Annotated in this window: 18 protein-coding genes; all 18 read left to right on the top strand. The window is 28.2% G+C overall.

Going from position 1 to position 25,798, the window contains the following annotated elements; translation table 11 throughout:
• The first annotated feature begins 84 nt into the window (after positions 1-84).
• The 18 genes from ACFYH6_RS16870 (at position 85) to ACFYH6_RS16785 (ending at position 25,623) form a co-directional block, all read left to right on the top strand.
• Entirely contained in the window at positions 85-567 is a 483-nt protein-coding gene (locus tag ACFYH6_RS16870) for a sigma-70 family RNA polymerase sigma factor (protein ID WP_416179754.1), read from the top strand.
• Between the two features lie 2 nt (positions 568-569).
• Entirely contained in the window at positions 570-1,796 is a 1,227-nt protein-coding gene (locus ACFYH6_RS16865; RefSeq protein WP_416179753.1) for a DUF4179 domain-containing protein, read from the top strand.
• Between the two features lie 153 nt (positions 1,797-1,949).
• Positions 1,950-4,775: an excinuclease ABC subunit UvrA gene (gene uvrA, locus ACFYH6_RS16860; protein WP_416179752.1), complete on the top strand. Its 2,826-nt coding sequence runs from the start codon at positions 1,950-1,952 to the stop codon at positions 4,773-4,775.
• A gap of 76 nt (positions 4,776-4,851) precedes the next feature.
• On the top strand, positions 4,852-5,304 hold the full coding sequence (locus ACFYH6_RS16855; RefSeq protein WP_416179751.1) for an FHA domain-containing protein: 453 nt from the start codon (positions 4,852-4,854) through the stop codon (positions 5,302-5,304).
• A 10-nt stretch (positions 5,305-5,314) separates the two neighbouring features.
• Positions 5,315-6,550 carry an FtsW/RodA/SpoVE family cell cycle protein gene (locus ACFYH6_RS16850; RefSeq protein WP_316342743.1) on the top strand — a complete coding sequence of 412 codons (1,236 nt, stop codon included), beginning with the start codon at positions 5,315-5,317 and terminating at the stop codon, positions 6,548-6,550.
• A 128-nt stretch (positions 6,551-6,678) separates the two neighbouring features.
• Complete coding sequence (locus ACFYH6_RS16845) at positions 6,679-8,628, top strand: methyl-accepting chemotaxis protein (protein ID WP_416179750.1); 1,950 nt, start codon at positions 6,679-6,681, stop codon at positions 8,626-8,628.
• Positions 8,629-8,727: 99 nt separating this feature from the next.
• Positions 8,728-10,194, top strand: a complete 1,467-nt coding sequence (locus tag ACFYH6_RS16840) for a peptidoglycan D,D-transpeptidase FtsI family protein (protein WP_416179749.1) — start codon at positions 8,728-8,730, stop codon at positions 10,192-10,194.
• 237 nt (positions 10,195-10,431) lie between these two features.
• A complete protein-coding gene (locus tag ACFYH6_RS16835) occupies positions 10,432-10,980 on the top strand; it encodes a dTDP-4-dehydrorhamnose 3,5-epimerase family protein (protein WP_416179748.1) in 549 nt (182 codons plus the stop codon).
• Between the two features lie 325 nt (positions 10,981-11,305).
• On the top strand, positions 11,306-13,177 hold the full coding sequence (gene uvrC, locus ACFYH6_RS16830) for an excinuclease ABC subunit UvrC (RefSeq protein ID WP_416179747.1): 1,872 nt from the start codon (positions 11,306-11,308) through the stop codon (positions 13,175-13,177).
• A gap of 177 nt (positions 13,178-13,354) precedes the next feature.
• Positions 13,355-14,275, top strand: coding sequence for a UDP-N-acetylmuramate dehydrogenase (gene murB / locus ACFYH6_RS16825; RefSeq protein WP_316342748.1), 921 nt, complete (start codon positions 13,355-13,357; stop codon positions 14,273-14,275).
• A gap of 139 nt (positions 14,276-14,414) precedes the next feature.
• Positions 14,415-14,897 carry an LURP-one-related/scramblase family protein gene (locus ACFYH6_RS16820; RefSeq protein WP_416179746.1) on the top strand — a complete coding sequence of 161 codons (483 nt, stop codon included), beginning with the start codon at positions 14,415-14,417 and terminating at the stop codon, positions 14,895-14,897.
• Positions 14,898-14,926: 29 nt separating this feature from the next.
• Complete coding sequence (locus ACFYH6_RS16815) at positions 14,927-15,718, top strand: TIGR00266 family protein (RefSeq protein WP_416179745.1); 792 nt, start codon at positions 14,927-14,929, stop codon at positions 15,716-15,718.
• Positions 15,719-15,934: 216 nt separating this feature from the next.
• Positions 15,935-17,038 (top strand): histidinol-phosphate transaminase, encoded by a 1,104-nt coding sequence (gene hisC / locus ACFYH6_RS16810; protein WP_416179744.1) that lies wholly within the window; start codon positions 15,935-15,937, stop codon positions 17,036-17,038.
• Between the two features lie 177 nt (positions 17,039-17,215).
• Positions 17,216-18,100: an RNase adapter RapZ gene (rapZ, locus tag ACFYH6_RS16805; protein ID WP_316342752.1), complete on the top strand. Its 885-nt coding sequence runs from the start codon at positions 17,216-17,218 to the stop codon at positions 18,098-18,100.
• On the top strand, positions 18,097-19,452 hold the full coding sequence (locus ACFYH6_RS16800) for a YvcK family protein (protein WP_316342753.1): 1,356 nt from the start codon (positions 18,097-18,099) through the stop codon (positions 19,450-19,452). The genes rapZ and ACFYH6_RS16800 overlap by 4 nt, the downstream gene beginning before the upstream one ends.
• A gap of 151 nt (positions 19,453-19,603) precedes the next feature.
• Positions 19,604-20,851, top strand: a complete 1,248-nt coding sequence (locus tag ACFYH6_RS16795; protein ID WP_416179743.1) for a sensor histidine kinase — start codon at positions 19,604-19,606, stop codon at positions 20,849-20,851.
• Between the two features lie 92 nt (positions 20,852-20,943).
• On the top strand, positions 20,944-21,894 hold the full coding sequence (whiA, locus tag ACFYH6_RS16790) for a DNA-binding protein WhiA (RefSeq protein WP_416179742.1): 951 nt from the start codon (positions 20,944-20,946) through the stop codon (positions 21,892-21,894).
• 174 nt (positions 21,895-22,068) lie between these two features.
• Positions 22,069-25,623: a DNA polymerase III subunit alpha gene (locus tag ACFYH6_RS16785; RefSeq protein WP_416179741.1), complete on the top strand. Its 3,555-nt coding sequence runs from the start codon at positions 22,069-22,071 to the stop codon at positions 25,621-25,623.
• Positions 25,624-25,798: the final 175 nt, after the last annotated feature.

Below are 25,798 nucleotides of genomic sequence, written 5' to 3'. Positions count from 1 at the left end.
TATTTTTAGTTTAAACAAATAGAAGGATTTAATCGTCTATAAGATATAGATAGTAAATTAGAGCTTTAGTTAGGGGGGAGAAGGGTGCTGAAAAGGGTAAGGGAAAAGATTTTCGAGGAATATATTAAGGGCAATAAGGAAAAACTATACAAGATATCTTATATCTATTTAAAAAATAAAGATGACGCTATGGATGTAATACATGAAAGTATAGTTAAAGCTTATAGGAAACTTGATAATATAAAAGACTTAAGTAATATTGATAAGTGGTTTATAAGACTTTTAATAAATACTTCAATAGATTATATAAGAAAAAATTCAAAGATGATATTAATGGAAGATAAAGACATGGAAGTATTAATTAATAAATCAAAGGAACAAGAAGACGGGTTTAGTTTATTAATTGAAAACTTAAATGAGGAATTGAGATTAATAATAATACTAAAGTATTTTCATGGTTATAAAATAAGTGAAATATCAGAGATATTAACGTTAAAGGAATCTCAAGTGAAGAATAAGATTCATAAAGCCTTAAATTTACTAAGAAAAGAAATTGAGGAGGAATAGTTATGAAGAATATATTTGAAAAAGAAAAAATAGCATATAAAAATATAGAGATTCCTGAAGAATTAGAGTTTATAGTTATTAAGTCTATAAATGAAGGTAAGAAGAAAAATAGTAATCATATAAAATTGATAAGTAAAGTTCTTGTAGCTTCATTAATAATATTCTTTATATTATTAAATACATCTCCAAGGTTTTCTACAATAGCTAAGAATTTACCTATAGTAGGAAAGCTAGCAGAACTTTTAATTATAGATAAAGGGTTTAATAATGCAGTAGAAGAGGGATTTATACAAAATATAGGATATGAAAATGAGATAAATGGAATTAAATTAAAGGTAAATAACTTAGTTGGGGATTACAAATCTATGTGGATAGAATACGAGCTAGAAGAAGGATATATTGTAGAAGTAGATTTATCTGATTTAAAAGAAGAAGATAAAATAAGTGCTTTTTATAGTTATAACCCGCAAACTCATAGGGAAAATGAAAATTATATTGAAGTTAATTTTGAAAAATTTGAAAAAGACTTTTTGATGAAATTTAATGTTTATAATAAAGATAAATCAGAAGTTTTAGCCATATTTAAGGTTCCAATAGAGTTAGATAATAAATTTGGAGAAAATAATTCTTCTATTAATAAAAAAATAATTAGTACAAAAATTGGAGAATTTGAAATAAAAGGAGTAAACACTTCTAAAACAAGAACAAGTATTACTTTTAAATTAAATAGTGATGAATATAATTTTGTTAAATTTGAAAATCCAGTATTAATAGATAGTAAGGGAAATGAATATAAAAGTTCACGTTTGTTATCATATTTAAATGGTGACAAAATGATAGAATTTGAAGGTGAAGTTAAAGATACTAATATTACATTTAAAGTGGATAATATTTTTTATGATAAGAAGTATGATAAAAAAGTAATAGTAGATTTAAATAAGAAACTTGTTCAAGATAATCAATATAATACAACTTTTGAAAGTTATGAAAATAATATTTTAGAGTTAAAAACTTCAAATGTTGAAGGAATAGAATTTAAGAAGGAAAATAATGAATATAAATTTAACAGCCAATCTGCACATGGTGTTGAAGTGCCTGAAAATATATATAAAATATATGAAGTAATTACTAGATTTGATATATTTGATGAAGGTGATGGAACTATAGAAATTAATATAGATTCAATTACAAAAGATAAAGTAAAAGGTTTCAAAGTGAATATAAATTAATATAAAAATGAGTGTGATAAAAAGTGTCTGTTTATTACACTCTTTTTTTGCAAATACTTTAATATATAATTGACAATAAATATAATAAAAATTAGAATAGAATAAAGAACGCTTGTTCGAGCGAATGTAAATATAAGGAGAAAGGCAAATAATATGAAGGATAAAATAATAATAAGAGGTGCTAAGGTACATAACTTAAAAAATGTATCTTTAGAGATACCTAGAGATAAGTTAGTAGTATTTACAGGTTTATCAGGATCTGGAAAGTCTTCATTAGCATTTGACACTTTATATGCAGAAGGACAAAGGAGATATGTTGAATCTCTTTCATCCTATGCAAGACAATTTTTAGGGCAAATGGATAAGCCTGATGTAGAATATATTGAAGGATTATCACCAGCTATATCTATAGATCAAAAGACAACTAGTAAGAATCCACGTTCAACAGTTGGAACTATTACTGAAATATATGATTATTTAAGACTGTTATACGCAAGAGTAGGAAAACCGTACTGTCCAAAATGTAAGATTCCAATAGAACAACAATCTGTTGATCAAATTGTGGATAGTGTAATGGAACTTGGGGATAGAACTAAAATTCAAGTTTTAGCTCCAGTTATTAGAGGTAAAAAGGGAACTCACGAAAAAGTTTTAGATAATATAAAAAGAAGTGGATTTGTCAGAGCTAGAATTGATGGCTCAATTTACGAACTTACAGAAGAAGAAGTAAAACTAGAAAAGAATATAAAGCATAATATTGAAGCTGTTGTAGATAGAATAATAATTAAAGAAGGCATAGAAGGCAGACTATCAGATTCTATTGAAACTGCACTTAAGCTTGCAGAAGGATTAGTATTAATTAACATTATTGATGGCGAAGATATACTATTTAGTGAAAAGTTCGCATGCCCAGAGTGCGGATTAAGTATAGATGAACTTGCACCTAGACTATTTTCTTTTAACTCTCCATTTGGTAAATGTGATTGTTGTGATGGATTAGGAACTTTAATGGAAATAGATGAAAACCTAGTTATACCAAATAAGGAGTTAAGTATATTAGAAGGAGCTATAGCTACTTGGGGAGAAGGAAGATTAAAGGAAGATTCCTGGACCTTTGCTATTTTAAAGGCTTTAAGTGAAGAATATGATGTTGACTTAAGCAGACCTGTAAAGGAATTAAGTAGAAAAGAACTAGATTTAATTCTTTATGGAACTAATGGAAAGAGAATGAAGGTTACTTATACTAAAGATGGAGTGAAATCTCAATATAATTATGCTTATGATGGAGAAATAAACTCTTTAAAGAGAAGATATAGAGAGACTAATTCAGATATTATAAAGAATGATATTGAACAATATATGAGTGATAATCCTTGTCCAAAGTGTAATGGAGCAAGACTTAAAAGAGAGGCTTTAGCTGTTTTAGTAGGAGATAAAAATATATATGAATTTACTAAACTATCTATAAAGGAAGAATTAGATTACATTAATTCATTAGAATTCTCTGAAAAGGACACAATAATAAGTGATCAAATAATAAGAGAAATAAGAAATAGGCTTAATTTCTTAATAGATGTAGGTTTAGATTACTTAAATCTATCAAGAAATTCTGGAACTTTATCAGGAGGAGAAGCTCAAAGAATAAGACTTGCAACTCAAATTGGTTCTGCACTTATGGGAGTATTATACATATTAGATGAGCCTAGTATAGGACTTCATCAAAGAGATAATGATAAACTTATAGCAACTCTTAAGCATTTAAGAGATGTTGGTAATACTGTAATAGTGGTTGAACATGATGAAGATACTATGAAGGAAGCAGATTATATTGTAGATATTGGACCAAGAGCTGGTGAACATGGTGGAGAAATAGTAGCTACTGGTACTGTAGAAGATATTAAAAAGTGTAAGAATTCAATAACAGGACAATACTTATTAGGGGAAAAGAAAATAGAAACTCCAAAAGAAAGAAGAAAAGGAAATGGAAACTTTATAACTGTTAAAGGAGCTAAGGAAAATAATTTAAAGAATGTTAATATAAAAATTCCACTAGGAACTTTAACTATGGTAACAGGAGTTTCAGGTTCTGGTAAAAGTACCTTAGTAAATGAAATATTATATAAAGGATTAAATAGATTAGTAAATAGAAGTAAAAATCCAGTAGGTGCTCATAAGGAAATTTTAGGACATGAAAATATTGATAAAATTATAGATATAGACCAAAGTCCAATTGGGAGAACACCTAGATCAAATCCAGCAACTTACACAGGGGTATTTGATATAATAAGAGAATTATTCTCTAATACACCTGAAGCTAAGATGAGAGGATATAAGCCAGGCAGATTTAGCTTTAATGTTAAGGGTGGAAGATGTGAAGCATGTACAGGTGATGGTATTATTAAGATAGAAATGCAATTTTTATCTGATGTATATGTACCTTGTGAAGTATGTAAAGGAAAGAGATATAATAGAGAAACATTAGAAGTTAAGTATAAAGGAAAAACTATAGACGATATATTAAATATGACAGTTGAAGAAGCTTTAACATTCTTTGAAAATATTCCAAGAATAAAAAATAAAATAGAAACCCTATATGATGTAGGTCTTGGATATATAAGATTAGGTCAGCCATCAACACAATTATCAGGTGGTGAAGCTCAAAGAATAAAATTAGCTTATGAACTTTCAAAGAGAAGCACAGGAAAAACTTTATATATATTAGATGAGCCAACTACAGGTCTTCATATAGATGATGTAAGTAGATTAGTAGATATACTTCAAAGGTTAGTAGAAGCAGGAAATACAGTAGTAGTTATAGAACATAATTTAGATATGATAAAGTGTGCTGATTATATTATTGATTTAGGACCTGAAGGTGGAGATAAGGGTGGAACAATAGTTGCAACTGGAACACCTGAAAATATAATAAAAGTTGAAGAATCCTATACAGGTAAATATCTTAAAAAGATGTTAAGATAATTAAAGAATACTTGTTATTTTTATATATAAGATTTAATATATAATGGTAATATAATACTAATTTTGAGGTGAAACTATGGGTTTTTCAAAGCTAATGACTATTGTTTTTGGTGTAGCTTTTATAATAATACTTTATTTTATTATTTATTATGCACTAAAAATAATGTACAAGGACGTAAAGGGCGGTGGAAGAAGAAGAAGACCTTCTGCTATAAAGAATTATGGAATAGAAGTACTAAGTGTAGGAGAAAACTCAAACTTAGAAGAAGGATCTATTTTATTGCTAAATGGAATAATAACCATAGGAAGAAAAGATGGAAATACAATAAGATTAACAGATCAATATGCATCTGGTAATCATGCTAAAATAGTAGTGAAAAATAATGAAATTTTAATAGAGGACTTAAACAGTACTAATGGTGTATTTATTAATGATGAAAAGGTTACTAAATACGCTAAGTTAAGAGCTAATGATAAAATTAGAATAGGTAGTGCCACCTTTAAGGTTATAAGAGCAGAAAAAAATTAGAGGTGAAGGAATGAATCAGGCACTAAGGTTAGAAAAAAGAGTCCTTAAATTAATTTATTTATTATGTTTACTTCTATTTACAAATCTAGCTTTATTACAAAAACCATTTGATAAAAAAGCATTGATTATTGGAGTTATATTGTGTTTCATTATAGGATTAGCACATTTTATTTTAAGAAGGTATTATCCTGATGGAGATAAGTTTATGTTTATCTTCTCAAGTATACTAGCTGTTGTTGGAATTGCAGTACTTTACAGAATAGATCCTGGTTTTGCATTTAGACAATTAGTTTGGACTATACTTGGAATAATTGGATATATGACTATAGTAATAGCTTTACCAGATTTAAAAAGCTTTGCTAAGTATAAAAAAATATATATGATTATAACTTTAGTATTTATGCCTATGGCATTAATATATGGACTAATATTTAATACAGAAACATATGGTGCTATGAACTGGGTTTATATAGGACCAATAAGCTTTCAACCATCTGAGTTTGGGAAGATAGCTTTAGTTTTATACTTATCTTCATCACTTATGAAGTATGAAGGAAAGAATTCTTTAAAAGAAGATTTTAAACAATTAATTGAACCAGCATTAGTAGTAATGTTCTCATTAGCATGTATGGTTCTTCAAACAGACCTTGGATCCACTTTAATTTTCTTTGGTATATCTGTAACTATGTTATATATAGCAACTTCAAAGAAAAAATATGTTTTTACATGTTTAGGACTTTCAGCAGTTGGTGCTCTAGGAGCATATGGAGTTTTTGGGCATGTTCAAAGAAGAGTTAAAATTTGGCTTGATCCATGGAAATATGCTAGTAATGAAGGTTATCAAATAGTTCAAGGATTATATGCTATAGCTTCAGGTGGATTGTTTGGTGTAGGACTTGGAAATGGATATCCAGATTTAATATTTGCTAGTGAAAGTGATTTTATATTTGCAGTTATTTGTGAAGAATTTGGAATGATATTTGCAGTAGGATTAATGATAATATACTTTTTATTATTCTATAGAGGTATAAGAATAGCTTTTTTAACTAAAGATAGATTTAGTCTTTTGACTGCTGTAGGATTTAGTACTATGATAGCTTGTCAAACTTTAGTTATAGTAGGAGGAATTTTCACAGTAATACCATTAACGGGAATAACTTTACCTCTTATAAGTTATGGTGGAAGTTCAATGCTAACTATGTTTTTCGCTTTGGGGATTCTACAAAAAATTTCGGAAGAATACTAAAATAGTTATATAAAATATATAAAATTGGGATTTGTTGTTATATAATAGAGGAAAAAGTAATTTATTTACTTTTTCTTTTATTTTTTTTTATTGTAAAGGGTTTATATTGAGTTTAGGAGGATGGAGTTTTGAGTAAAAAAAATATTAAAAAGAAGTTTAAAGAAAAGGGTGTTAGAAGAATTACAATTACTCAAAAAGTACTTTTATTTATTACTGCAATTATTTTAATTACAAGTTTATCTTTAGCAACATATTCTTCATATATAACATACAAAAATGAAACTACTAGAGTAAATGCGTTTTTAAAACAAACAAGAGATTTAGGAACAAGTTTAACTGAAGAGGGAATAATGGAATTAGAGGAATTAATAACTTCAGTTGAAGTAGCAATAAGTGACAGGGATAGAGCAAATAACTTTGTTTATTCTCTTGCAAAAAGTAATACTAATATTACTTCAGTTGCAGTTAAAGGCAAAAATAATGAATTTATATCATATTCAGGAACTTTAAGCAAGGCGTATATTGATAATTTAACATTTGCAGAGGGAATAGAAGAAGGTGTCTTCTGGTCAAATATTATAAAGGCTGGTGGCGGAAATCAAATTGTAATAAAATCATCCAAAAATGGAGTTGATTCCTTTATGCAGTTATCTATGGATTTTTTCCAGCATAAAATAGAGTCAGCTAAAGTTCCAGGAATAGAGCTAGATTTAACTGATAGTTTCGGAACAATAATGGCCAGTAATAATGCTGATAAAATAAACACTAAAATAAATGAAGACTTTAATAAAATTATAAGTGAAGAAGAGGGAAATGGAGAAGTTAATATAGGAAGAGAGAAAAAAATAATTACATATCATAAATTTGCAAATAACTTTAGGGTAGTAGCAATATATGATAAAGGAGATTTAAATTCTGAAATAATAAATGATATAATGTTTAATTTACTTATCACTATTTCAATAGCTTTAGTTATAGGATGTGGAGCATACTTTATAATTAAAAAATATTTAAGTGCAATACTTGATATAAAAAATATGAGTAAGTCTATGGGGGAAAGAGACTTTACGTATAAATCAAATATTAAATTAAATAATGAAATAGGAGATGCACTAGTTGAATTGAATAATTCTTTTGAAATATTAAGAAAATCCTTTAAGGATAGTATTTCACTTTCAGAAAGTTTGAATGAGAAGACAATTATTATAGATGAATCAACAAATAGTATATATGAATCCTCAAAACAAGTATCTCTATCAATAGAAAATATATCATCAGTTACTCAGCAACAAGCAGAGAGTATGGTTGATATTTCTAATAATATTAATGTTTTAGGTGAATCTATTAAAGCTGTAGGTGAATCTATAAAAATATTAAGAGGACTATATGGAGTACTTAGGGATAATGCAGGGAAGAATAATGATGATATGAAGAAGCTATTAGAGGATAATATTGATTTGCAAAATTCCATTGAAGATTTATCAAGAGATATTTTAGATATATCTGTAAGTACTAAAAAAATTAATGAATTTATAAATATAATAGATGATATTACAAATAGTATTAACTTAATATCTATTAATGCATCTATAGAAGCAGCCCATGCTGGAGAATTTGGAAAGGGATTTGCAGTAGTAGCTAAAGAAATAAATAAGCTAGCAGAAAACTCAAAGGAAGCTACAGAGTTGATAAAGGGAACTACAAAAGATATTCATAATAAGATAAAGAAAACAGAAGGTATATTGACTGAAACTAAAAATGTATCAATAAAGGAAAGCAATAGTGTTAAAAATACAGTAACTTCCTTAAATATAATTATAGATAAAATTAATGTAATGAAGGGCGCTATAGACTCTATAGTAACTTCAAATGAAGTAGTTAATTCTAAAAAAGAGGAAATATCAATAGTAGTAGAGAATAGTGCCGCTGCAATGGAGGAAGTTGCTGCATCCACTGAGGAAATAACTGCATTAAAAGAAGAAGAATTAAGGTCAATAGAGAAAATAAAAAATATGACCTCTGACCTTAGAGATCTAACAGAAAAGATGAAAGAAAATATTAGAGAATTTAAGGTATAGGTAATAATTTTAGTGTATAATATAAAAGGAGTATTGAAGATAAAATCAATACTCCTTTTATATTAATTGTATGCAGCTTTTATGAGCAAGGAGGATTTTATGAACGAATTATCTAAAAGTGTAAGAAATATTATGGTTATATTTCTTTTTTGTTTTATAGCCTTGATATCATATATAGCCTATTTCCAAGTTTTTAAGGGACCAGATATTGCAAGTGATTCAGGTAATAAAAGACTTTGGGCAAAGAGGAATGAAGTTTTAAGAGGAACAATTTATGATAGAAATGGAGAGCCATTAACTAATAGCATAAGAATAGATAAATTTAATCAAAGCAGAGAGTATATTAATGGAGATTTATATGTTCATGCTTTAGGATACATAGATGAAAGGTTTGGAATTACAGGCTTAGAAGATGAATTTGACAGTGAATTATCTAAATATAATGGTTTTTCTAATGGAATAAGAAATTTTATTAAAAATTTTAATTTGAAAAGTGCATTGGAAAATAGGGATGAAGAAAAAGTTGGTAATGGAATTGTAACAACTTTAGATTACAATATACAAAAGGCTGCTTATGACGCAATGGGAGATTTAAAGGGTGCAGTGGTGGCTATAAACCCTAAAACAGGGGAAATACTTGCAATGGTATCTAAGCCAACATATGACCCAAACAATTTAGAGCAAGTTATAGAAGATGCAAATTCAGGCGCAGATGAAGAAAGTAAACTATTAAATAGAGCAATTGATGGAAGATATCCACCAGGTTCTGTATTTAAGACAGTAACTTTAGCAGCTGCTTTAGAAAATAACCCAGATGTTGTTAATGAGACTTTTCATGATACTGGGAAAATAGTTTTTCCAGATGGAACATCATTAAGTAATTATATGAATCAAGCTCATGGAGATTTAAGTTTACAAATGGCATATAGAGTTTCAAGTAACTTTGTTTTTGGTACTTTAGCTATGGAGATGGGAAATGCTAAACTTAAAGAAGTGGCAGAAAGATTTGGATTTAATTCAAGAATTAATGGCGTGGGACTTTCTATACCACAAAGTAGTTTTCCTACTTTAAATGAAGAAGAAATAGGTAATATAGCACAAAGTGGAATAGGTCAAGGTAGTGTATTATCTACTCCTATACAAATAGCTATAGTTGCTGGAACTGTTGCAAATGATGGAGTTTTAATGCAACCTAAGTTAGTAAATAAAATTGTTGATAAAGATGGAAATACTGTAAAGGAAATATCTAATAAGGCTTTAAAGGAAGATGTAATATCATCAGATGTTGCAAGTACTATAAAGGAATATATGGGATATTTAGTTTCAAATAATATTTATAGATGGCCAGCTTTTGAAGGAACTAATGCTGGTGGAAAAACAGGTACAGCAGATTATATGAAAGAAGATGGATCAGAAGGAATACCTCATGGTTGGTTTATATCAGTAGCACCTTTAGATGATCCAGAGATTGCAGTAGCAGTTATCGTGGAAGAAGGAGAAAATGGAGCAGGATCAGCTGCTAATATAGCTTCAAAAGTAGTAAGAACTGCTGTATTAGGACAATAGTAAATTTAAAAATACTATGATTTAAATAGTTTTCATAATTCTTAATTAAATAAGGAATTATAGCATTCAACATAGAAGGAGATAGATATTATATAACTTCCACTTGGAGTAAATTAGAGGTGGCAAGGAATATAACATCTATTTCCTTTTCTTTTCGACATTCACTCTTTAAATAGTAATTCATATATTAAAATATGACTATTATTTCATAACTTTTAAGATAAAAGGAGATTAATTATGTTTAGGGTAAAAAAATTAGAAGTGGAAGGATGTTACTTAATAACTCCAACTGTACTTATGGAAAGTACTTGTGATTTAATTAAGGTTTTTAATGATGCTCAATTTAATATATATGGATTAAGTACAGAATTTAAGGAAGAATATTATGCTATTGCAAAGCCAGGTGTAGTAAGGGGAATTCATTTTCAATTGCCACCTGAAGAACATGATAAGCTTGTTACTTGCATAATAGGAGAAATTCAAGATGTAGTAGTAGATTTAAGAAAGGAATCTAAAACCTTTGGTAAATATACAGTATTAGATTTAAATGAAGATAATAAAAATTTAATATATATTCCTTCAGGATGTGCCCATGGATATTATATCAAAGGTGATAAACATGCATTAGTTTATTATAAAGTAACAAAACCATTTGTTAAAGATTTACGAGGAGGAATACACTGGAACTCATTAGATATTCCTTGGGAGTTTGATTATAATAATATTGAAGTAGAAAAAGAAGATGAAAATTGGCCAAAATTTCATGACTTTAATTCACCATTTTAATAATAATATTTAAAGTATATATAAGAAGGTATAAAAAGTTTAACATTTCAATAACTTTAAGTGATACCCTAAATCTTCGATTTAGTTTGGTAAAATTTACACCTTTGAATGAATATGACATTTATCTTTTTTCATAATTCCGAATGAAATGAGGAATTATTACCTTCCGCATAGAGGGGAATAAATAGTATATGAGGGCGACTTGGAGTTTACGACGGAGCAACGAATATACTATTTATTCCCCATTTTTCTCTATTGCTAATTGCAAATATTTTTACTAGTGATAAAATTTATATTACATAGTGAAAGTTAAGGAGAATAATAAATGTTTGACTTTGAATATCATTTAAAAAATTTGCCGGAAAAGCCTGGTGTTTATATAATGAAAAATTCTCTTGGCGAAGTTATATATGTAGGAAAAGCCAAGATATTAAAAAATAGAGTAAGGAGTTATTTTCAAAACTCCAAAAATCATTCTGAGAAAGTTAGGGTAATGGTTAAGAATATTTCTGAATTTGAATACATAGTAACAGATTCAGAAATGGAAGCCTTAATCTTAGAATGTAATTTAATTAAAAAGTATAGTCCAAGATATAATATAGCTTTAAAGGATGATAAATTTTATCCATTTATAAAGATTACAACAAATGATGATTTCCCAAGGGTATTTGTAACTAGGAAGTATGCAAAGGATGGAGCAAGATATTTTGGACCGTATACTAATGCTACTGCAGTTTATGAAACTATAAATTTGATTAATAAAATTTTTCCAATAAGAACTTGTAAGTTATTAATTAAGGAAAATGGTGAGAAGGTAAGACCTTGTCTAAATTATCATATTAAAAAATGTGTTGCACCTTGTGCTGGATATGTAAAAAAAGAAGAATATGCTGAAATGATTAATGAAATTGTGGATATACTTAATGGTAGAGATAAGACTATCGTTAACTCTTTAAAAGCTGAAATGGAAGAAGCATCTAAGAATTTAGAATTTGAATTGGCAGCAAAAATTAGAGATAAGATTCTTGCTATAGATTCAATAGTTGAAAAGCAAAAGATATTTAAAACTATGGAAGGTGACGAAGACTTTATAAATATATATCAGGATGAAATAGATAGTTGTATTCAAGTGTTTTTCTCAAGGGATGGAAAAATAATTGGGCGCGAACACTTTATTTTTAACAATACTGCAGATGATAAAGTAAGTGAGATTTTCGAAGATTTTATCACCTCATTTTATGGAGGCACTGCTAAAATTCCTAAAACTATATATTTACCAGAGATAGAGGATTCTGAACTTATAGAAGATTTTCTTACTATTAAAAGAGGTGCAAAGGCTTGGGTAAAGGTACCTCAAAAGGGACAAAAGAAAGATATGCTAGAAATGGTGAAAAATAATGCTAAAATCACCTTAGAGCAATTTAAAGATAAGTTTTTCAAGGAAAAGGAAATTAATAGAATTACTCTAGAAGAATTAAGAGATTTACTTGATTTAGAAGAACCGCCTTTTAGAATTGAATCCTATGATATTTCTAATATTCAAGGAGTAGATTCTGTTGGAACAATGGTGGTCTTTGAAGAGGGAAGAGCAAAGAACAGTGATTATAGAAGATTTAAGATAAAATCAGTAAAGGGTGCTAATGATTATGATAGTATGAGAGAGATACTAGAGAGAAGATTTAAGCATGGACTTGAGGAAATAAAAAAAATACAAGAGAAACAACTTACTTTTTCTAATGGAAAATTTTCAAGCTTTCCTGATCTAATAATGATGGATGGAGGAAAAGGTCAGGTAAATGTGGCTCTTGAAGTTTTAAATAAGCTTAATATAAGTATTCCTGTTTGTGGCTTAGTTAAAGATGATAAGCATCAAACAAGGGGAATTATATATAATAATGAAGAGCTTATAATTAATAGAAATTCTAATTTAATGCAAATGATTAGAAGAATTCAAGATGAGGTTCATAGATTTGCAATTACTTATCATAGAACTCTTAGAGATAAAAGAACATTACATTCAATATTAGAGGATATACCAAATGTTGGAGAAAAAAGAAGAAGAAATTTGTTAATGAGGTTTGGAAGTGTAGAAAATATAAGAAATGCTACATATAATGAATTACTAGAAACTGAAAGTATAGACAAAAAAGCTGCCAATAGTATAGTTGATTACTTTAATAAACAAGATAAAAAGTAACAAAATGGTTACAAATAGATTAATATATAGAAATATACTAGTAATGGGTTGTTTATTGATTATTTTTAATTTATACTAATTTAAGGTATAAATTACTAGATATAAAGAAATGCAGAAATGTAAGTGCTACTTAAGCTATATGGAGATAATTAGTAGGTTATTTGTAAGGAGTTAGGTATGAATCAATATAAAATATTTGAGGGATTATTTAAAGAATTTTATAAAAGTGAAGATGTTATCCTTGATGCTGAAATGAAAAATTATGTTCATTTTAGAGTTGGAGGACCTGCAGACATTCTTTTGATTCCTGAAAATAAAGAACAGGTTATAAAAACTATAAAGATATGTAAAGAAAATAGCATACCTTATTTTATTGTTGGAAATGGATCTAATTTATTAGTAAAAGATGGCGGAATCAAAGGTGTCGTTATAAAATTAAATGAAGTTAAAAATATTAGAGTAGTAGGCGAAACAATAGAGGCTGAATGTGGAGCTATGTTAAAGGATGTATCTAGTGAAGCTGTAAAAAATTCTTTAACAGGATTTGAATTTGCATGTGGTATACCTGGAACTGTAGGTGGTGCTGTATTTATGAATGCAGGAGCTTATGATGGAGAGGTTTCACATGTTATTGAGAGTGCAGAAGTTATTGATAGCGATGGAGAAATTAAGACTTTATCAAGAGAAGAATTAGAACTGGGTTATAGATCTTCTATAATTATGAAAAAGAATTATATAGTTTTATCAGCAAAATTTAAATTAACCCATGGAGAGATAAGAAGAATTAGGGAAGTGGTAGATGACCTTACATGCAAAAGAGAATCTAAACAACCCCTTGAATATCCTTCAGCAGGAAGTACATTTAAAAGACCAACAGGTTATTACGCTGGAAAACTCATCCAGGATGCTGGATTAAAAGGTTACGCTATAGGTGGGGCAGCTGTATCAGAAAAACATTCAGGTTTTGTTATAAACAAAAATAATGCTACAGCAAAAGATATATTAGATTTAATTGCCCATATACAATATGAAGTAAAGCAAAAATTTGGTGTTGATTTACATCCAGAAGTTAGAATAATAGGTGAAGATAAAAAGTAAAAACTAAGAAAAAAGGAAATTTAATCAGAATTAAATTTCCTTTTTTTTATAAAAAATAAAAGTAAATAATTGACAAAGAATAAATGGTATAATATACTTTATTTAATGTTATTAAAAACTGCGAAAGGGTGTATGATTTATGAGAAAGTTTTATATTAAAGAAAGGTTATTTGCAATAGGGGCTAAATTTGATGTATATGATGAAGAAGGTAATAATATCTTTATATCAGAGGCGGATAAGTTTGACATAGGGAAAAATATAAATATTTATGACTGTAATAATAGAAAAGTATTATATATGAGACAACAGATTAGAATAGGAAGCCATAAGTATATAGCTTATGATGAAAATATGAGAGAAATAGCAACTATAAAGAAAGAGTTTATGACTCCTGAATATAATATAACAGGCTCTGTGGGGATAATGAGTATGAGTAGCTCTAGTATTCTAGGCAGAAATTATGAAATAAAAAAAGATGGAATAACTTTAGGAAGAATAGGTAAGGAGTTTACCTTTGGGAGAGATAGGTATTTTCTTGAAGTTATAGATGAAAACTATACTTTATTTTTTATTGGATTATTAATCATGATTGATATGGTTAGATTTCACAATAATAATTAAATTTTAAATTTAGTAGGAGGAATGTAAAAATGGTTCATGAAATTGATTATGAGATTCATGGTAATGAAATGCAATTTGTAGAAATTGAATTAGATCCAAGAGAAACAGTAGTAGCAGAATCTGGAGCAATGATGATGATGGACAATAATATAACTATGGATGCCATATTTGGAGATGGAAGCGAAAAATCTAAAGGTGGGGGTTTTTTTGGAATATTAGGCAGTGCAGCTAAAAGAGTCATAACAGGTGAAAGTCTTTTTATGACTGCATTCACTAACACAGGAATGTTAAAACAAAAGGTTGCTTTTGCAGCTCCATACCCAGGGAAAATATTACCTATGGATTTAAGAAATTATAGAGGAAAGCTTATATGCCAAAAGGATGCTTTTCTATGCTGCGCTAAAGGAATAAGCATAGGAATAGAATTTACAAAGAAGCTAGGAACAGGATTCTTTGGAGGTGAAGGATTTATACTACAAAAGTTAGAAGGTGAAGGATTAGCATTTATTCATGCTGGTGGAACTATTATTAAGAAAACTTTAATGCAAGGAGAAACTATAAAAATAGATACAGGATGTTTAGTTGCTATGACAGAAAGTATTAAATATGATATACAATTTATTGGTGGAATTAAAAATGCTGTATTTGGAGGAGAGGGATTATTCTTTGCAACTTTAACAGGACCTGGAGAAGTATGGATCCAAAGTTTACCTTTTAGCAAATTAGCATCAAGAATATATGCATCAGCGCCACAAAATATGGGAAGATCAGTTGATGAAGGAAGTATACTTGGAAGCATTGGAAATATATTTGAAAAGTAGTGGTGGAAACTTATTTTTAACTTATATATAATAAAATAAAGCAATAAATAATTAATAAGGGGGGAGAACTAAAGATAAATGAAAAATGAATAATGAAGAATGTAGAATTAATGTGGAAACTCCTTACGGAGTTTCTAATAAAATATATGTTTAATAATTCATATTTAATTACATGAAAGTTATTCGTTTAATATTTATGCAGTAGTTCGATTTAATATGGAATATAAAGTTAGAAAAGAAGTAAAAAACTTAGAAAAGTATGTAGCAGGCAAGCCAATAGATGAGGTTAAGAGGGAGTATGGTATAGATCATGTAGTTAAACTAGCTTCTAATGAGAATCCCTTAGGCACATCAGAAAGGGTTAAGAAGCTTATGGCTAATTTAGTAAATGAATTGAATATGTATCCAGATGCATCTTCATTTGATTTTAAAGAAGCATTAAGTAAAAAGCTAAATATAGATAAGAATATGATATTCTGTGGGGCAGGATCAGATTCTTTAATAAATGTAATTTGCGAAGTATTTTTAGACAAAGAAGATGAAAGTATAATGGCGGAAATAACTTTTCCAAGATATGAAAGTAATACAAAGCTAATGGGAGCTAAAGCAATAAAGATTCCTTTAAAAAATTATGGCTTAGATTTAGAAGCTATGGTAGAAGCTATAACTGAAAAAACTAAAATAATTTGGCTTTGTAATCCTAATAATCCAACAGGTGGAATATTTACAAAGGAAGAGTTAGATAGGGTATTAAATAGAATACCTAAAGATGTAATAATAGTTATGGATGAAGCCTATGGAGAATATGTTACCTCAAAAGACTATCCAGACTCATTAGAGTTAATAAAATCATATCCAAATATGATTATTTTAAAAACCTTATCTAAGGCTTATGGATTAGCTGCCTTAAGATTTGGTTATGGAATAGCTAATGAAGAAATAGTAGATTATATGAATAGAGTTATAAACTCCTTTGATGTAAATTTATTTGCTCAAAAGGCAGCAATTGTTGCAATAGAAGATGAGGAATTTATAGATAAAGTTAAAACCTTCAATGAGGAACAAAGAGAATTATTAGCTTTAGAGTTTGAAAAAATGGGCCTTAAATATATAAAGTCAGAAGCTAATTTTATAATGGTTAATGTTAATGGAGATGATAGGCCAATACATGAATATCTATTAAGACATGGATATATAATAAGACCAGGATATTTATTAGATATGCCAGGTTGGTTAAGAGTAAGTTTAGGAACTAAGGAACAAAATATAGAATTTTGTAAACTATTAAGATTAGCAATAGAAAAACGAGATAATAAATAGAGTAAAGGGAGATAAGTACAAACTTTTCTCCTTTTTTATAGTATAAATTATAAAGGCCATTATATTTTAATGTTTTATACTAGATAAACAGAAGTCTATTTAAAGCATTATTATTATATTTAAAGGTCTAATATGATATAATCTTATTAAGAAATATAATCAAAGGGAGGTAGCATAATGAGATTTATAATAGTTACAGGATTATCAGGAGCAGGTAAGACAGAAGCAACAAGAAGCCTTGAAGATATGGGATACTTTTGCGTAGATAACCTTCCACCAAAGCTAATACCTAAATTTGCAGAAGCTTGTGTTCAAAGCCAAGGGAAAATAAGCAAGGTAGCTTTAGTAATAGACATTAGAGGAGGAATATTCTTTGATGATTTATTTGAAAGCTTAAATTATTTGAAAAAGCAAGATTTTAAATATGAGATATTGTTTTTAGATGCCTCTGATGAAGTATTAGTTAAGAGGTTTAAAGAAAGTAGGAGAAGCCATCCATTAGCACCTGGAAGCAGAATAATAACAGGTATTAATGAAGAAAGAAATAGGCTAAGAGAAGTAAAAGATAGAGCAGATATAATAATAGATACATCAAAATATGCTATTAAAGATTTAAGAGAAGAAATGACAAAGAATTATGGTGATATAGAACAGCCTAAAAAGCAACTGTCTGTAACTATACTAAGCTTTGGATTTAAATATGGAATACCAGTAGATTCAGATTTAGTTTTTGATGTAAGATTTATACCAAATCCATTTTATATAGCTGAACTTAAACCACATTCAGGTAATGATGAACCAGTTAAGAACTATGTTTTAGAACAAGAGGAAACAAAGGAATTTATTGAAAAAGTTGAGGACTTATTAGAATTTTTAATACCTAAATATAAAAAAGAAGGAAAAAGACAACTTATAATATCAATAGGATGTACTGGGGGAAGACATAGGTCTGTTGCAATTGCCAATGAGATATATAATGGTTTATTAAATAAGGAGTATAATATTTCTATAGAACATAGAGATATAAAAGAGGATGTGCATCAAGGAGCAAAGAAACTATGAGTATAAAGGAATGGCTGAAGCCTGGAGTTAAAGTGAAAAGATGGCTCTTCTTTGGGGTTTTTGGGATTTTACTAATAGCTTTTGGTTTTACGGAATTAGCAGTAAGAAGAGTTTATGATATTTACTATAAAATATTTTATATATTTCTAAATATAACAGGGGTTTTAGTAATATATATTTCTGTGGTTGAAAGTATGAAGTCAATAATTGCTTTAACTAATAAAGGTTACATTCATCTATCATTAGATAGTAGAAAAATGGAAAATTTAATATATGAAAAAAGATTATTAGTAAAAGGACCTAAAATTGTAGTTGTAGGTGGAGGAACAGGTCTATCTACAATGCTTAGAGGACTAAAATATTATACATCAAATATCACTGCTATAGTTACTGTTGCAGATGATGGTGGAGGTTCAGGTGCCTTAAGAGAGGATTTGGGAATGTTACCCCCAGGGGATATAAGAAACTGTATATTAGCATTAGCTGATACAGAACCCTTAATGGAAGAATTACTTCAATATAGATTTACAGATGGAAGGCTTAAAAATCAAAGCTTTGGTAATTTATTTTTAGCAGCTATGGATGGAGTAAGTGAAAACTTTGAGGATGCAGTCCAAAAAATGAGTTCAGTTCTTGCAGTTACAGGAAAGGTTTTACCTGTAACTTTAGAAGATATGAAGCTTGTAGCTGAATTGGAAAATGGAAATGTAATAGAGGGAGAGTCTCAAATTCCAGAAGAAGCAATAAGGCAAAACTCAAGAATTAAAAAATTAATGGTAGAACCTAAAAATGCTAAGCCACTAGAAGATGCTATTAAATCTATAGAAGAGGCTGATGCAATAGTTCTTGGCCCAGGAAGTCTTTATACAAGTATTATTCCAAATTTATTAGTTAAAGATATTGCAGACAGTATTAGAAAAAGTGATGCCATTAAAATATATATTTCAAATATAATGACTCAACCAGGCGAAACCCATGGATTTAAAGCTTCTGATCATATAAAGGTTTTGAAGAAGTATGGTGGAAGAGGCATTGTTGATTATGTAATAGCTAATAGAGGAGATATTCCATTAGATATAAAAGAGAGATATTCAAAGGATAACTCTCAATTAGTTGAATTAGATAATAAGGAACTTAAGAAACTAGGCGTAGAAGTTATAGAAGCTTCCTTAGCCAAAATAGAAAAGGGCTATGTTAAGCATGATTCAGAATATCTTGCTGAAGTTCTTGTAGATACAATAATGGAGAAAAAGCTATTATATGATAGAAAGAGAATAATAGAATATATGTATGTTTCTCAAAAGATAAAGCAAAGAGAAAGAGAAAATAGAGCTAATAAAGACAATAATTAATATTAATAGACTAATAAGATTAATTCTTTTAGTCTATTTTTTATTATAAAATTTGACGAATATATAAGAAATATAGAAAAAAATACAATTATTTGTTAAAATATGTTTATGTAGTATATAAAATAAACATTTTCTGTTAGGGAGGACATATATGAAACTATTAATTGCATTTATTGAAATGATGGTAACCGTACTATTATATAATAGTTTATTTAATAAAGGAAAGACAGATAATCTTTTAAATTATAGTTTAATAGTTGTGATATGTAGTGGGGTATTTATTAACGTTAACATAAATAATAGAATTTATGCTTATGTGATTTTACATATAATACAAATAATATCTATAGCTTATATTGATAAAAAGAATAATAATTTAGTTTTAGTAGAAATGCTAATAAGTATAATAATTACATTTATAATACAAAGTAGTTTAATAATAATAGTTTTTTTATTAACAGGAAAAACAAATGAATATAGAAATATACATTTCTTATTATTTTGCCTTATTATATTTTTAATAGTGATATTAATGAAATATAACAACAAGCTTAAAAAAATCAATTTTGAAGGTTATATTGAAGAAAATATTTTGTTATCAAATATAATTTTAAATATCTCTATGTTTTTTATGATATTAAAACTAATTTATGATAGTGGAAATATAGGCAATAATATACTTATTCAAATTATATTAATTATATTTATTATTATTTTCTTTAATATAAGTTTTTATAAAAGTATACATAAGACAATAATAAAGAATAAGAATAAGGAAGTTAAGAATGCTTATAATCCACTATTAGATGAGATAATTAGCAATATAAAGTCAAATGAGCATGAGTATAAGAATCATATAGGAATGTTATTTTCCATGATTCAGGTATCTAATAATATACCAGAACTTAAGGAAAGAGCGAAAAAATACATTGGTAAGATACAAGAAACTAATGTTTCAAGTGATGTTTTAGATATTGAAAGTACAATAATAAAGGCTATTTTATATAGTAAGTTAGTAGAATGTGATCAACTAGGAATTAATTTAAATTATGAAATAAAAACTAATTTGGAAAACTCACTTCTTGATGATTCTGAAATAACTATTATACTTAGTAATTTATTAAATAATGCTATTGAGGCTACTAAGAATAACAGTAAGAAAGATATAAAAGTAAATATAAGAAAATTAGAAAGATACAAGATAGAAGTTAAAAATAGTATTGATGAATTAAATATTGATGAAAGTAAAATTCAGAGTTTTTTCGAAAAAGGTATTTCAAGTAAGGGAACTGGAAGAGGATATGGATTATATAATGTTAAGAAAATAGTAAAAAAGTATAAAGGTTCAATATATGCTAGAATAGTTGAAGACTATTTAGTAATAGAAATATATGTTTAGCTTATAATAAGCTAGAATTTACATCTAAATTTTTATTGCTATTTATGGTATAATAACTTGATAAGAATAGTAAATAAGGAGAAATAGGCAATATGTCATTTTCATCAAAAGTCAAAGGAGAAATATGCAGATATTCAGAGTTAACTAAAGAGGAAGCATTAGCTGAAATTTCAGCAATAATGAAGGTAAGTGGAACAATATCCTTTAGTGGATTGGGTCTATCATTTAGAATTACTACTGAAAATCCTGCATCTGCAAGGCATATATTTAGTTTGCTAAAAGAGCATTTTAATATACATTCAAAATTAATGGTTAAAAAGAGTAACTCTTTAAAGAAAAATAATATATACATGGTTCTAATAGAAGAAGATATGGGTGTTAGAGATCTTTTAAGAGATACAGGAATACTTGCAGAAATAGAAGGAGTATTAACCTTAAATTATAGAATAGATAAAGATATGGTTAGCTCAGAGGAGTTAAAAAGAGCCTATGTAAGAGGAGCTTTTATTGGTGGAGGTAGTATAAGTAATCCAGAAAAAACCTATCATTTAGAGTTTGTAACTCATAGTGAAGAATATGCAAGAGATTTATGTGCCTTAATCAATACATTTGGATTAAATTCAAAAGTAATACAAAGAAAAAATAGCTTTATAATATACTTAAAAGAAGGAGAACAAATTTCAAACCTATTAGGAATTATAGGAGCACATACTTCATTATTAGAATTAGAAAATATAAGAATAATGAAGGAAATGAGGAATAATGTTAATAGGCTTGTAAATTGTGAAACTGCAAACTTAAGCAAAACAGTTAATGCAGCTGTTAGACAAGTTGAAAGTATTAAGCTTATACAAAAAGAAATAGGTCTGCAAAGACTACCACAAAATTTAAGAGAAGTGGCAGAACTTAGATTAAGTTACCCAGATGAATCCCTAAAAGAACTTGGAGAAATGCTAGATCCTCCAGTTGGAAAGTCTGGAATTAATCATAGATTAAGAAAAATAGAAAAAATAGCAGAAGAAATAAGATCAGGAACGTACTAAAAGAATGTAAAATGAAGAATGTAAAATGAAGAATTAATGGGAAAACTCCATTAGGAGTTTTTTTATTAGATTCTTTTTAGTAATTTTGAACAAATTACTTCCTTAATTATTCATTATTCATTTTTCATTATTCATTAGAAGCTGACTGGTTCAGCTTCTCTAGGGGGTGTTTATTTGGAAAAGAAATTTACGCACTTGCATCTTCATACTGAATATAGTTTACTTGATGGTTCTGGTAAAATAGAGAATTTAATAAGTAGGGCTAAAGAATTAGGGATGGATAGTATTGCTATAACTGATCATGGTGTTATGTATGGTTGTGTAGCTTTTTATAAGGAGGCTATAGAACAGGGAATTAAGCCTATACTTGGATGTGAAGTGTATGTAGCTGCGAAATCCATGGATATAAAGTTAAATGATAAAGAAAATAGCACACATCATCTAGTTTTATTGGTAAAAAATGAAGAGGGATATAAAAATCTTATGGAAATAGTATCTGAAGCTTCTATTAGGGGCTTTTACTATAAGCCAAGAGTTGACCATGATTTTTTAAGAGAACATAGTGAAGGACTTATAGCTCTAAGTGCATGTTTAGGTGGGGAAGTTCAGTACTGGCATATTAAAGATAATTATGAAAAGGCTAAGGAAGTAGCACTTTTATATAATGACATCTTTAAAGAGGGTTTCTATTTAGAAATACAAAATCATGGTATGGATGAACAAAGGAAGGTTACAGAAGCTAATATTAAGTTATCTAAGGAAACAGGAATTCCATTAGTGGCAACTAATGATGTTCATTACATAAATCAAAAGGATTCAGCTTCTCATGATATTCTAATGTGTATACAAACAGGGAAAACACTAGATGATCCAAATAGAAGAAGATATCCATCAGATCAATTTTATTTAAAATCTCCAGAAGAAATGTGGGATATGTTTTCATATATTCCAGAGGCATTAGAGAATACTACAAAGATAGCTGAAGAATGTAATTTCAATTATGAATTTCATGTATCAAAGTTACCTAAATTCCCAGTTCCTGAAGGAATGGAGCCCTTTGAGTACTTAAAGAATCTTTGTTATTCAGGATTAATTGAAAGATATGATATATTTGATGAATTTAAAAATAAACCACTAAATGTTAAAGAATTTGTGGATTATTATAAAGAAAATGAAGAAGCTTGTGGATATATTGATAGATTAGAATATGAATTATCAGTAATTAAGCAAATGGGATATGTAGATTATTTCTTAATTACTTGGGACTTTATAAGGTTCTCTAATGAAAATGGTATACCAACTGGTCCAGGGCGTGGATCTGCTGCAGGTTCTATAGTAGCTTATACACTAGGAATTACTAAGATAGATCCAATAAAATATAGTTTGCTTTTTGAAAGATTTTTAAATCCAGAAAGAGTAAGTATGCCTGATATAGATTCTGATTTCTGTTATGAAAGAAGACAGGAAGTTATTGATTATGTTGTTGATAAATATGGAGTTAACAATGTATCTCAAATTATAACTTTTGGAACTATGGCACCTAGAGTTTGTATAAGAGATGTAGGAAGAGCTATGAATTATTCCTATGCAGAAGTAGATAGAATAGCAAAAATGATCCCTACTATGCTTGGAATTACAATAGATAAGGCTTTAGAAATAAACCCAGAACTTAAAGCAGCATATAATAATGAAGAGAGAGTAAAGAACTTAATTGATATTAGTAAAGATTTAGAAGGAATACCTAGACATTCATCTACTCATGCAGCTGGAGTAGTAATAGCATCTAAACCACTAGTTGAATATGTACCTCTGCAAAAAAATGAAGAATCTATAGTTGCACAGTTTGATATGACAACATTAGAGGAACTTGGACTATTAAAGATGGATTTCCTTGGGCTTAGAACTTTAACTGTTATGAATGATGCAGTTAAAATGATAAAGGAAAACCAAGGAATAGAAGTAAATTTAGATAAGATAGGCTTTGAAGATGAAAAAGTCTATAAGATGCTAGGTGAAGGAAAGACAGCAGGTGTATTCCAATTAGAATCACCAGGAATGACTTCATTTATGAAGGAGTTGAAACCAGACTGTTTAGAAGATATTATAGCAGGAATATCACTTTATAGACCAGGTCCTATGGCTGAAATTCCTCGATATATAGAATGTAAGCAAAATCCTGATAAAGTTAAATATGAAACCCCAGAACTTGAGGATATACTTAATGTAACTTATGGGGTAATGGTATATCAAGAGCAGGTTATGGAAATAGTAAGAAAACTTGCTGGATATTCTATGGGAAGAAGTGACCTTGTTAGAAGAGCTATGTCTAAGAAAAAACACAAGGTTATGGAGGAAGAGAGAAAAAACTTTATATTTGGTGTTGTAGATAAAGATGGAAATATAGAAGTTCCAGGATGTAAGAGAAATGGAATTTCTGAAGAAGCTGCAAATAAAATTTTTGATCAAATGATGGACTTTGCATCATATGCTTTCAACAAATCTCATGCAGCAGCCTATGCAGTTATAGGATATCAAACTGCATATTTAATGAAGTATTATCCAGCTGAAACCATAGCAGCTATGCTTAATTCAGTTATGGGAACAAGTGAAAAGGTAGCCCATTATATTGCCTTTGCTGAAAGCTTAGGAATTCAAGTGCTACCACCTGATATAAATGAAAGTTACTCAAAGTTTACTGTTAAAGGTGATAAAATTAGATTTGGATTAGCAGCTATAAAGAATGTAGGCTTTAATGTAGTTGAAACAATAGTAGAATCTAGAAATAAAAAAGGTTCTTTTGAATCTTTAATGGACTTTATCAATAAAATAGATTTATCATCAGTTAATAAAAGAGCCATTGAAAGCTTAATAAAAGCAGGGGCTTTAGATGGTTTTAATATATATAGATCAAAATTGTTAGCTGTATATGAAAAGTTAATGGATGGAGTAGCTAATGAGAAAAAGAGAAATATAGATGGGCAAATAAGTTTATTTGGAATTGAGGAAGAAGTTGAGCTTCCAGAAATAAATTATCCAAATATAAAGGAGTTTGCAAAGAAAAATTTATTATCTATGGAAAAAGAAATGACAGGATTATATTTGTCAGGGCATCCTTTAGATGAATATGTAGATAGTCTTAAGGTACAGACATCTACTAGTATTGAAAAAATAAATAAGTCCTATGAAATAATAAAGGAAAACTTTAATCCTAATGACTTACCAGAAGATATAATTCATGATGAAGAAAGGGTCATACTTGGAGGAATAATAGCTGAGTATAATCAAAAGATAACTAGAAATAATACCATGATGGCATTCTTAAAATTAGAAGATTTAACTGGTGTAATAGAAGTTATAGTTTTCCCAAAAACTTTAGATAAGGTTAGAGAAAGTCTAAAAGAAGATGCTTTAGTTGTTATTAAAGGAAGAATAAGTATTAAGGAAGATGAACTTCCAAAGTTAATATGTGAAACTATTGAGCCTTTAGAAAAAATAAATACATCAAAAGTATATCTAAGAACTAAAGATTTAACAGAAGGAAAGGCTTTAATTCAAGAATTAAAAAAGATGCCTGATTATTACAAAGGCGATACTACTGTATATTTATTTACTGAAAATGATAGAAAAAGTTATAGGATGTCAAAGGACATTTGGATAAACCTAGAGTCAGATGCAGTAATTTATTTTAAAGAAATAATTGGAGATGAAAATGTTAAGGTAGTAGAATAATTTAGATGAAGTTTACATTTACTAATTGATAATTTTTATAAAGAATTTAGTATTTGTAAACTTCATTAATTTATATAAAATTTGAAAAATTTTCAATACTATTAATTATTTGTCTTTAAATTTAATATAAATTAATAAAATATGTAATTTTAAAAAGTTATAAATAATAAATAAG

Origin of the sequence: Clostridium sp. HCS.1 (assembly GCF_047900555.1) — a bacterium.
Classification (GTDB): Bacteria; Bacillota; Clostridia; order Clostridiales; family Clostridiaceae; genus Clostridium.
The sequence above is the reverse complement of the archived record's forward strand: the minus strand, read 5'-3'. Positions and strand labels throughout refer to the sequence as shown.

Coding starts and splice junctions, on each gene's coding strand:
- ACFYH6_RS16795 (WP_416179743.1), top strand. CDS start 19,604: ATGAAACTATTAATTGCATTTATTGAAATGATGGTAACCGTACTATTA.
- murB (WP_316342748.1), top strand. CDS start 13,355: ATGAATCAATATAAAATATTTGAGGGATTATTTAAAGAATTTTATAAA.
- ACFYH6_RS16815 (WP_416179745.1), top strand. CDS start 14,927: ATGGTTCATGAAATTGATTATGAGATTCATGGTAATGAAATGCAATTT.
- ACFYH6_RS16800 (WP_316342753.1), top strand. CDS start 18,097: ATGAGTATAAAGGAATGGCTGAAGCCTGGAGTTAAAGTGAAAAGATGG.
- ACFYH6_RS16865 (WP_416179753.1), top strand. CDS start 570: ATGAAGAATATATTTGAAAAAGAAAAAATAGCATATAAAAATATAGAG.
- ACFYH6_RS16850 (WP_316342743.1), top strand. CDS start 5,315: ATGAATCAGGCACTAAGGTTAGAAAAAAGAGTCCTTAAATTAATTTAT.
- hisC (WP_416179744.1), top strand. CDS start 15,935: ATGGAATATAAAGTTAGAAAAGAAGTAAAAAACTTAGAAAAGTATGTA.
- rapZ (WP_316342752.1), top strand. CDS start 17,216: ATGAGATTTATAATAGTTACAGGATTATCAGGAGCAGGTAAGACAGAA.
- whiA (WP_416179742.1), top strand. CDS start 20,944: ATGTCATTTTCATCAAAAGTCAAAGGAGAAATATGCAGATATTCAGAG.
- ACFYH6_RS16820 (WP_416179746.1), top strand. CDS start 14,415: ATGAGAAAGTTTTATATTAAAGAAAGGTTATTTGCAATAGGGGCTAAA.
- uvrC (WP_416179747.1), top strand. CDS start 11,306: ATGTTTGACTTTGAATATCATTTAAAAAATTTGCCGGAAAAGCCTGGT.
- ACFYH6_RS16835 (WP_416179748.1), top strand. CDS start 10,432: ATGTTTAGGGTAAAAAAATTAGAAGTGGAAGGATGTTACTTAATAACT.
- ACFYH6_RS16840 (WP_416179749.1), top strand. CDS start 8,728: ATGAACGAATTATCTAAAAGTGTAAGAAATATTATGGTTATATTTCTT.
- uvrA (WP_416179752.1), top strand. CDS start 1,950: ATGAAGGATAAAATAATAATAAGAGGTGCTAAGGTACATAACTTAAAA.
- ACFYH6_RS16855 (WP_416179751.1), top strand. CDS start 4,852: ATGGGTTTTTCAAAGCTAATGACTATTGTTTTTGGTGTAGCTTTTATA.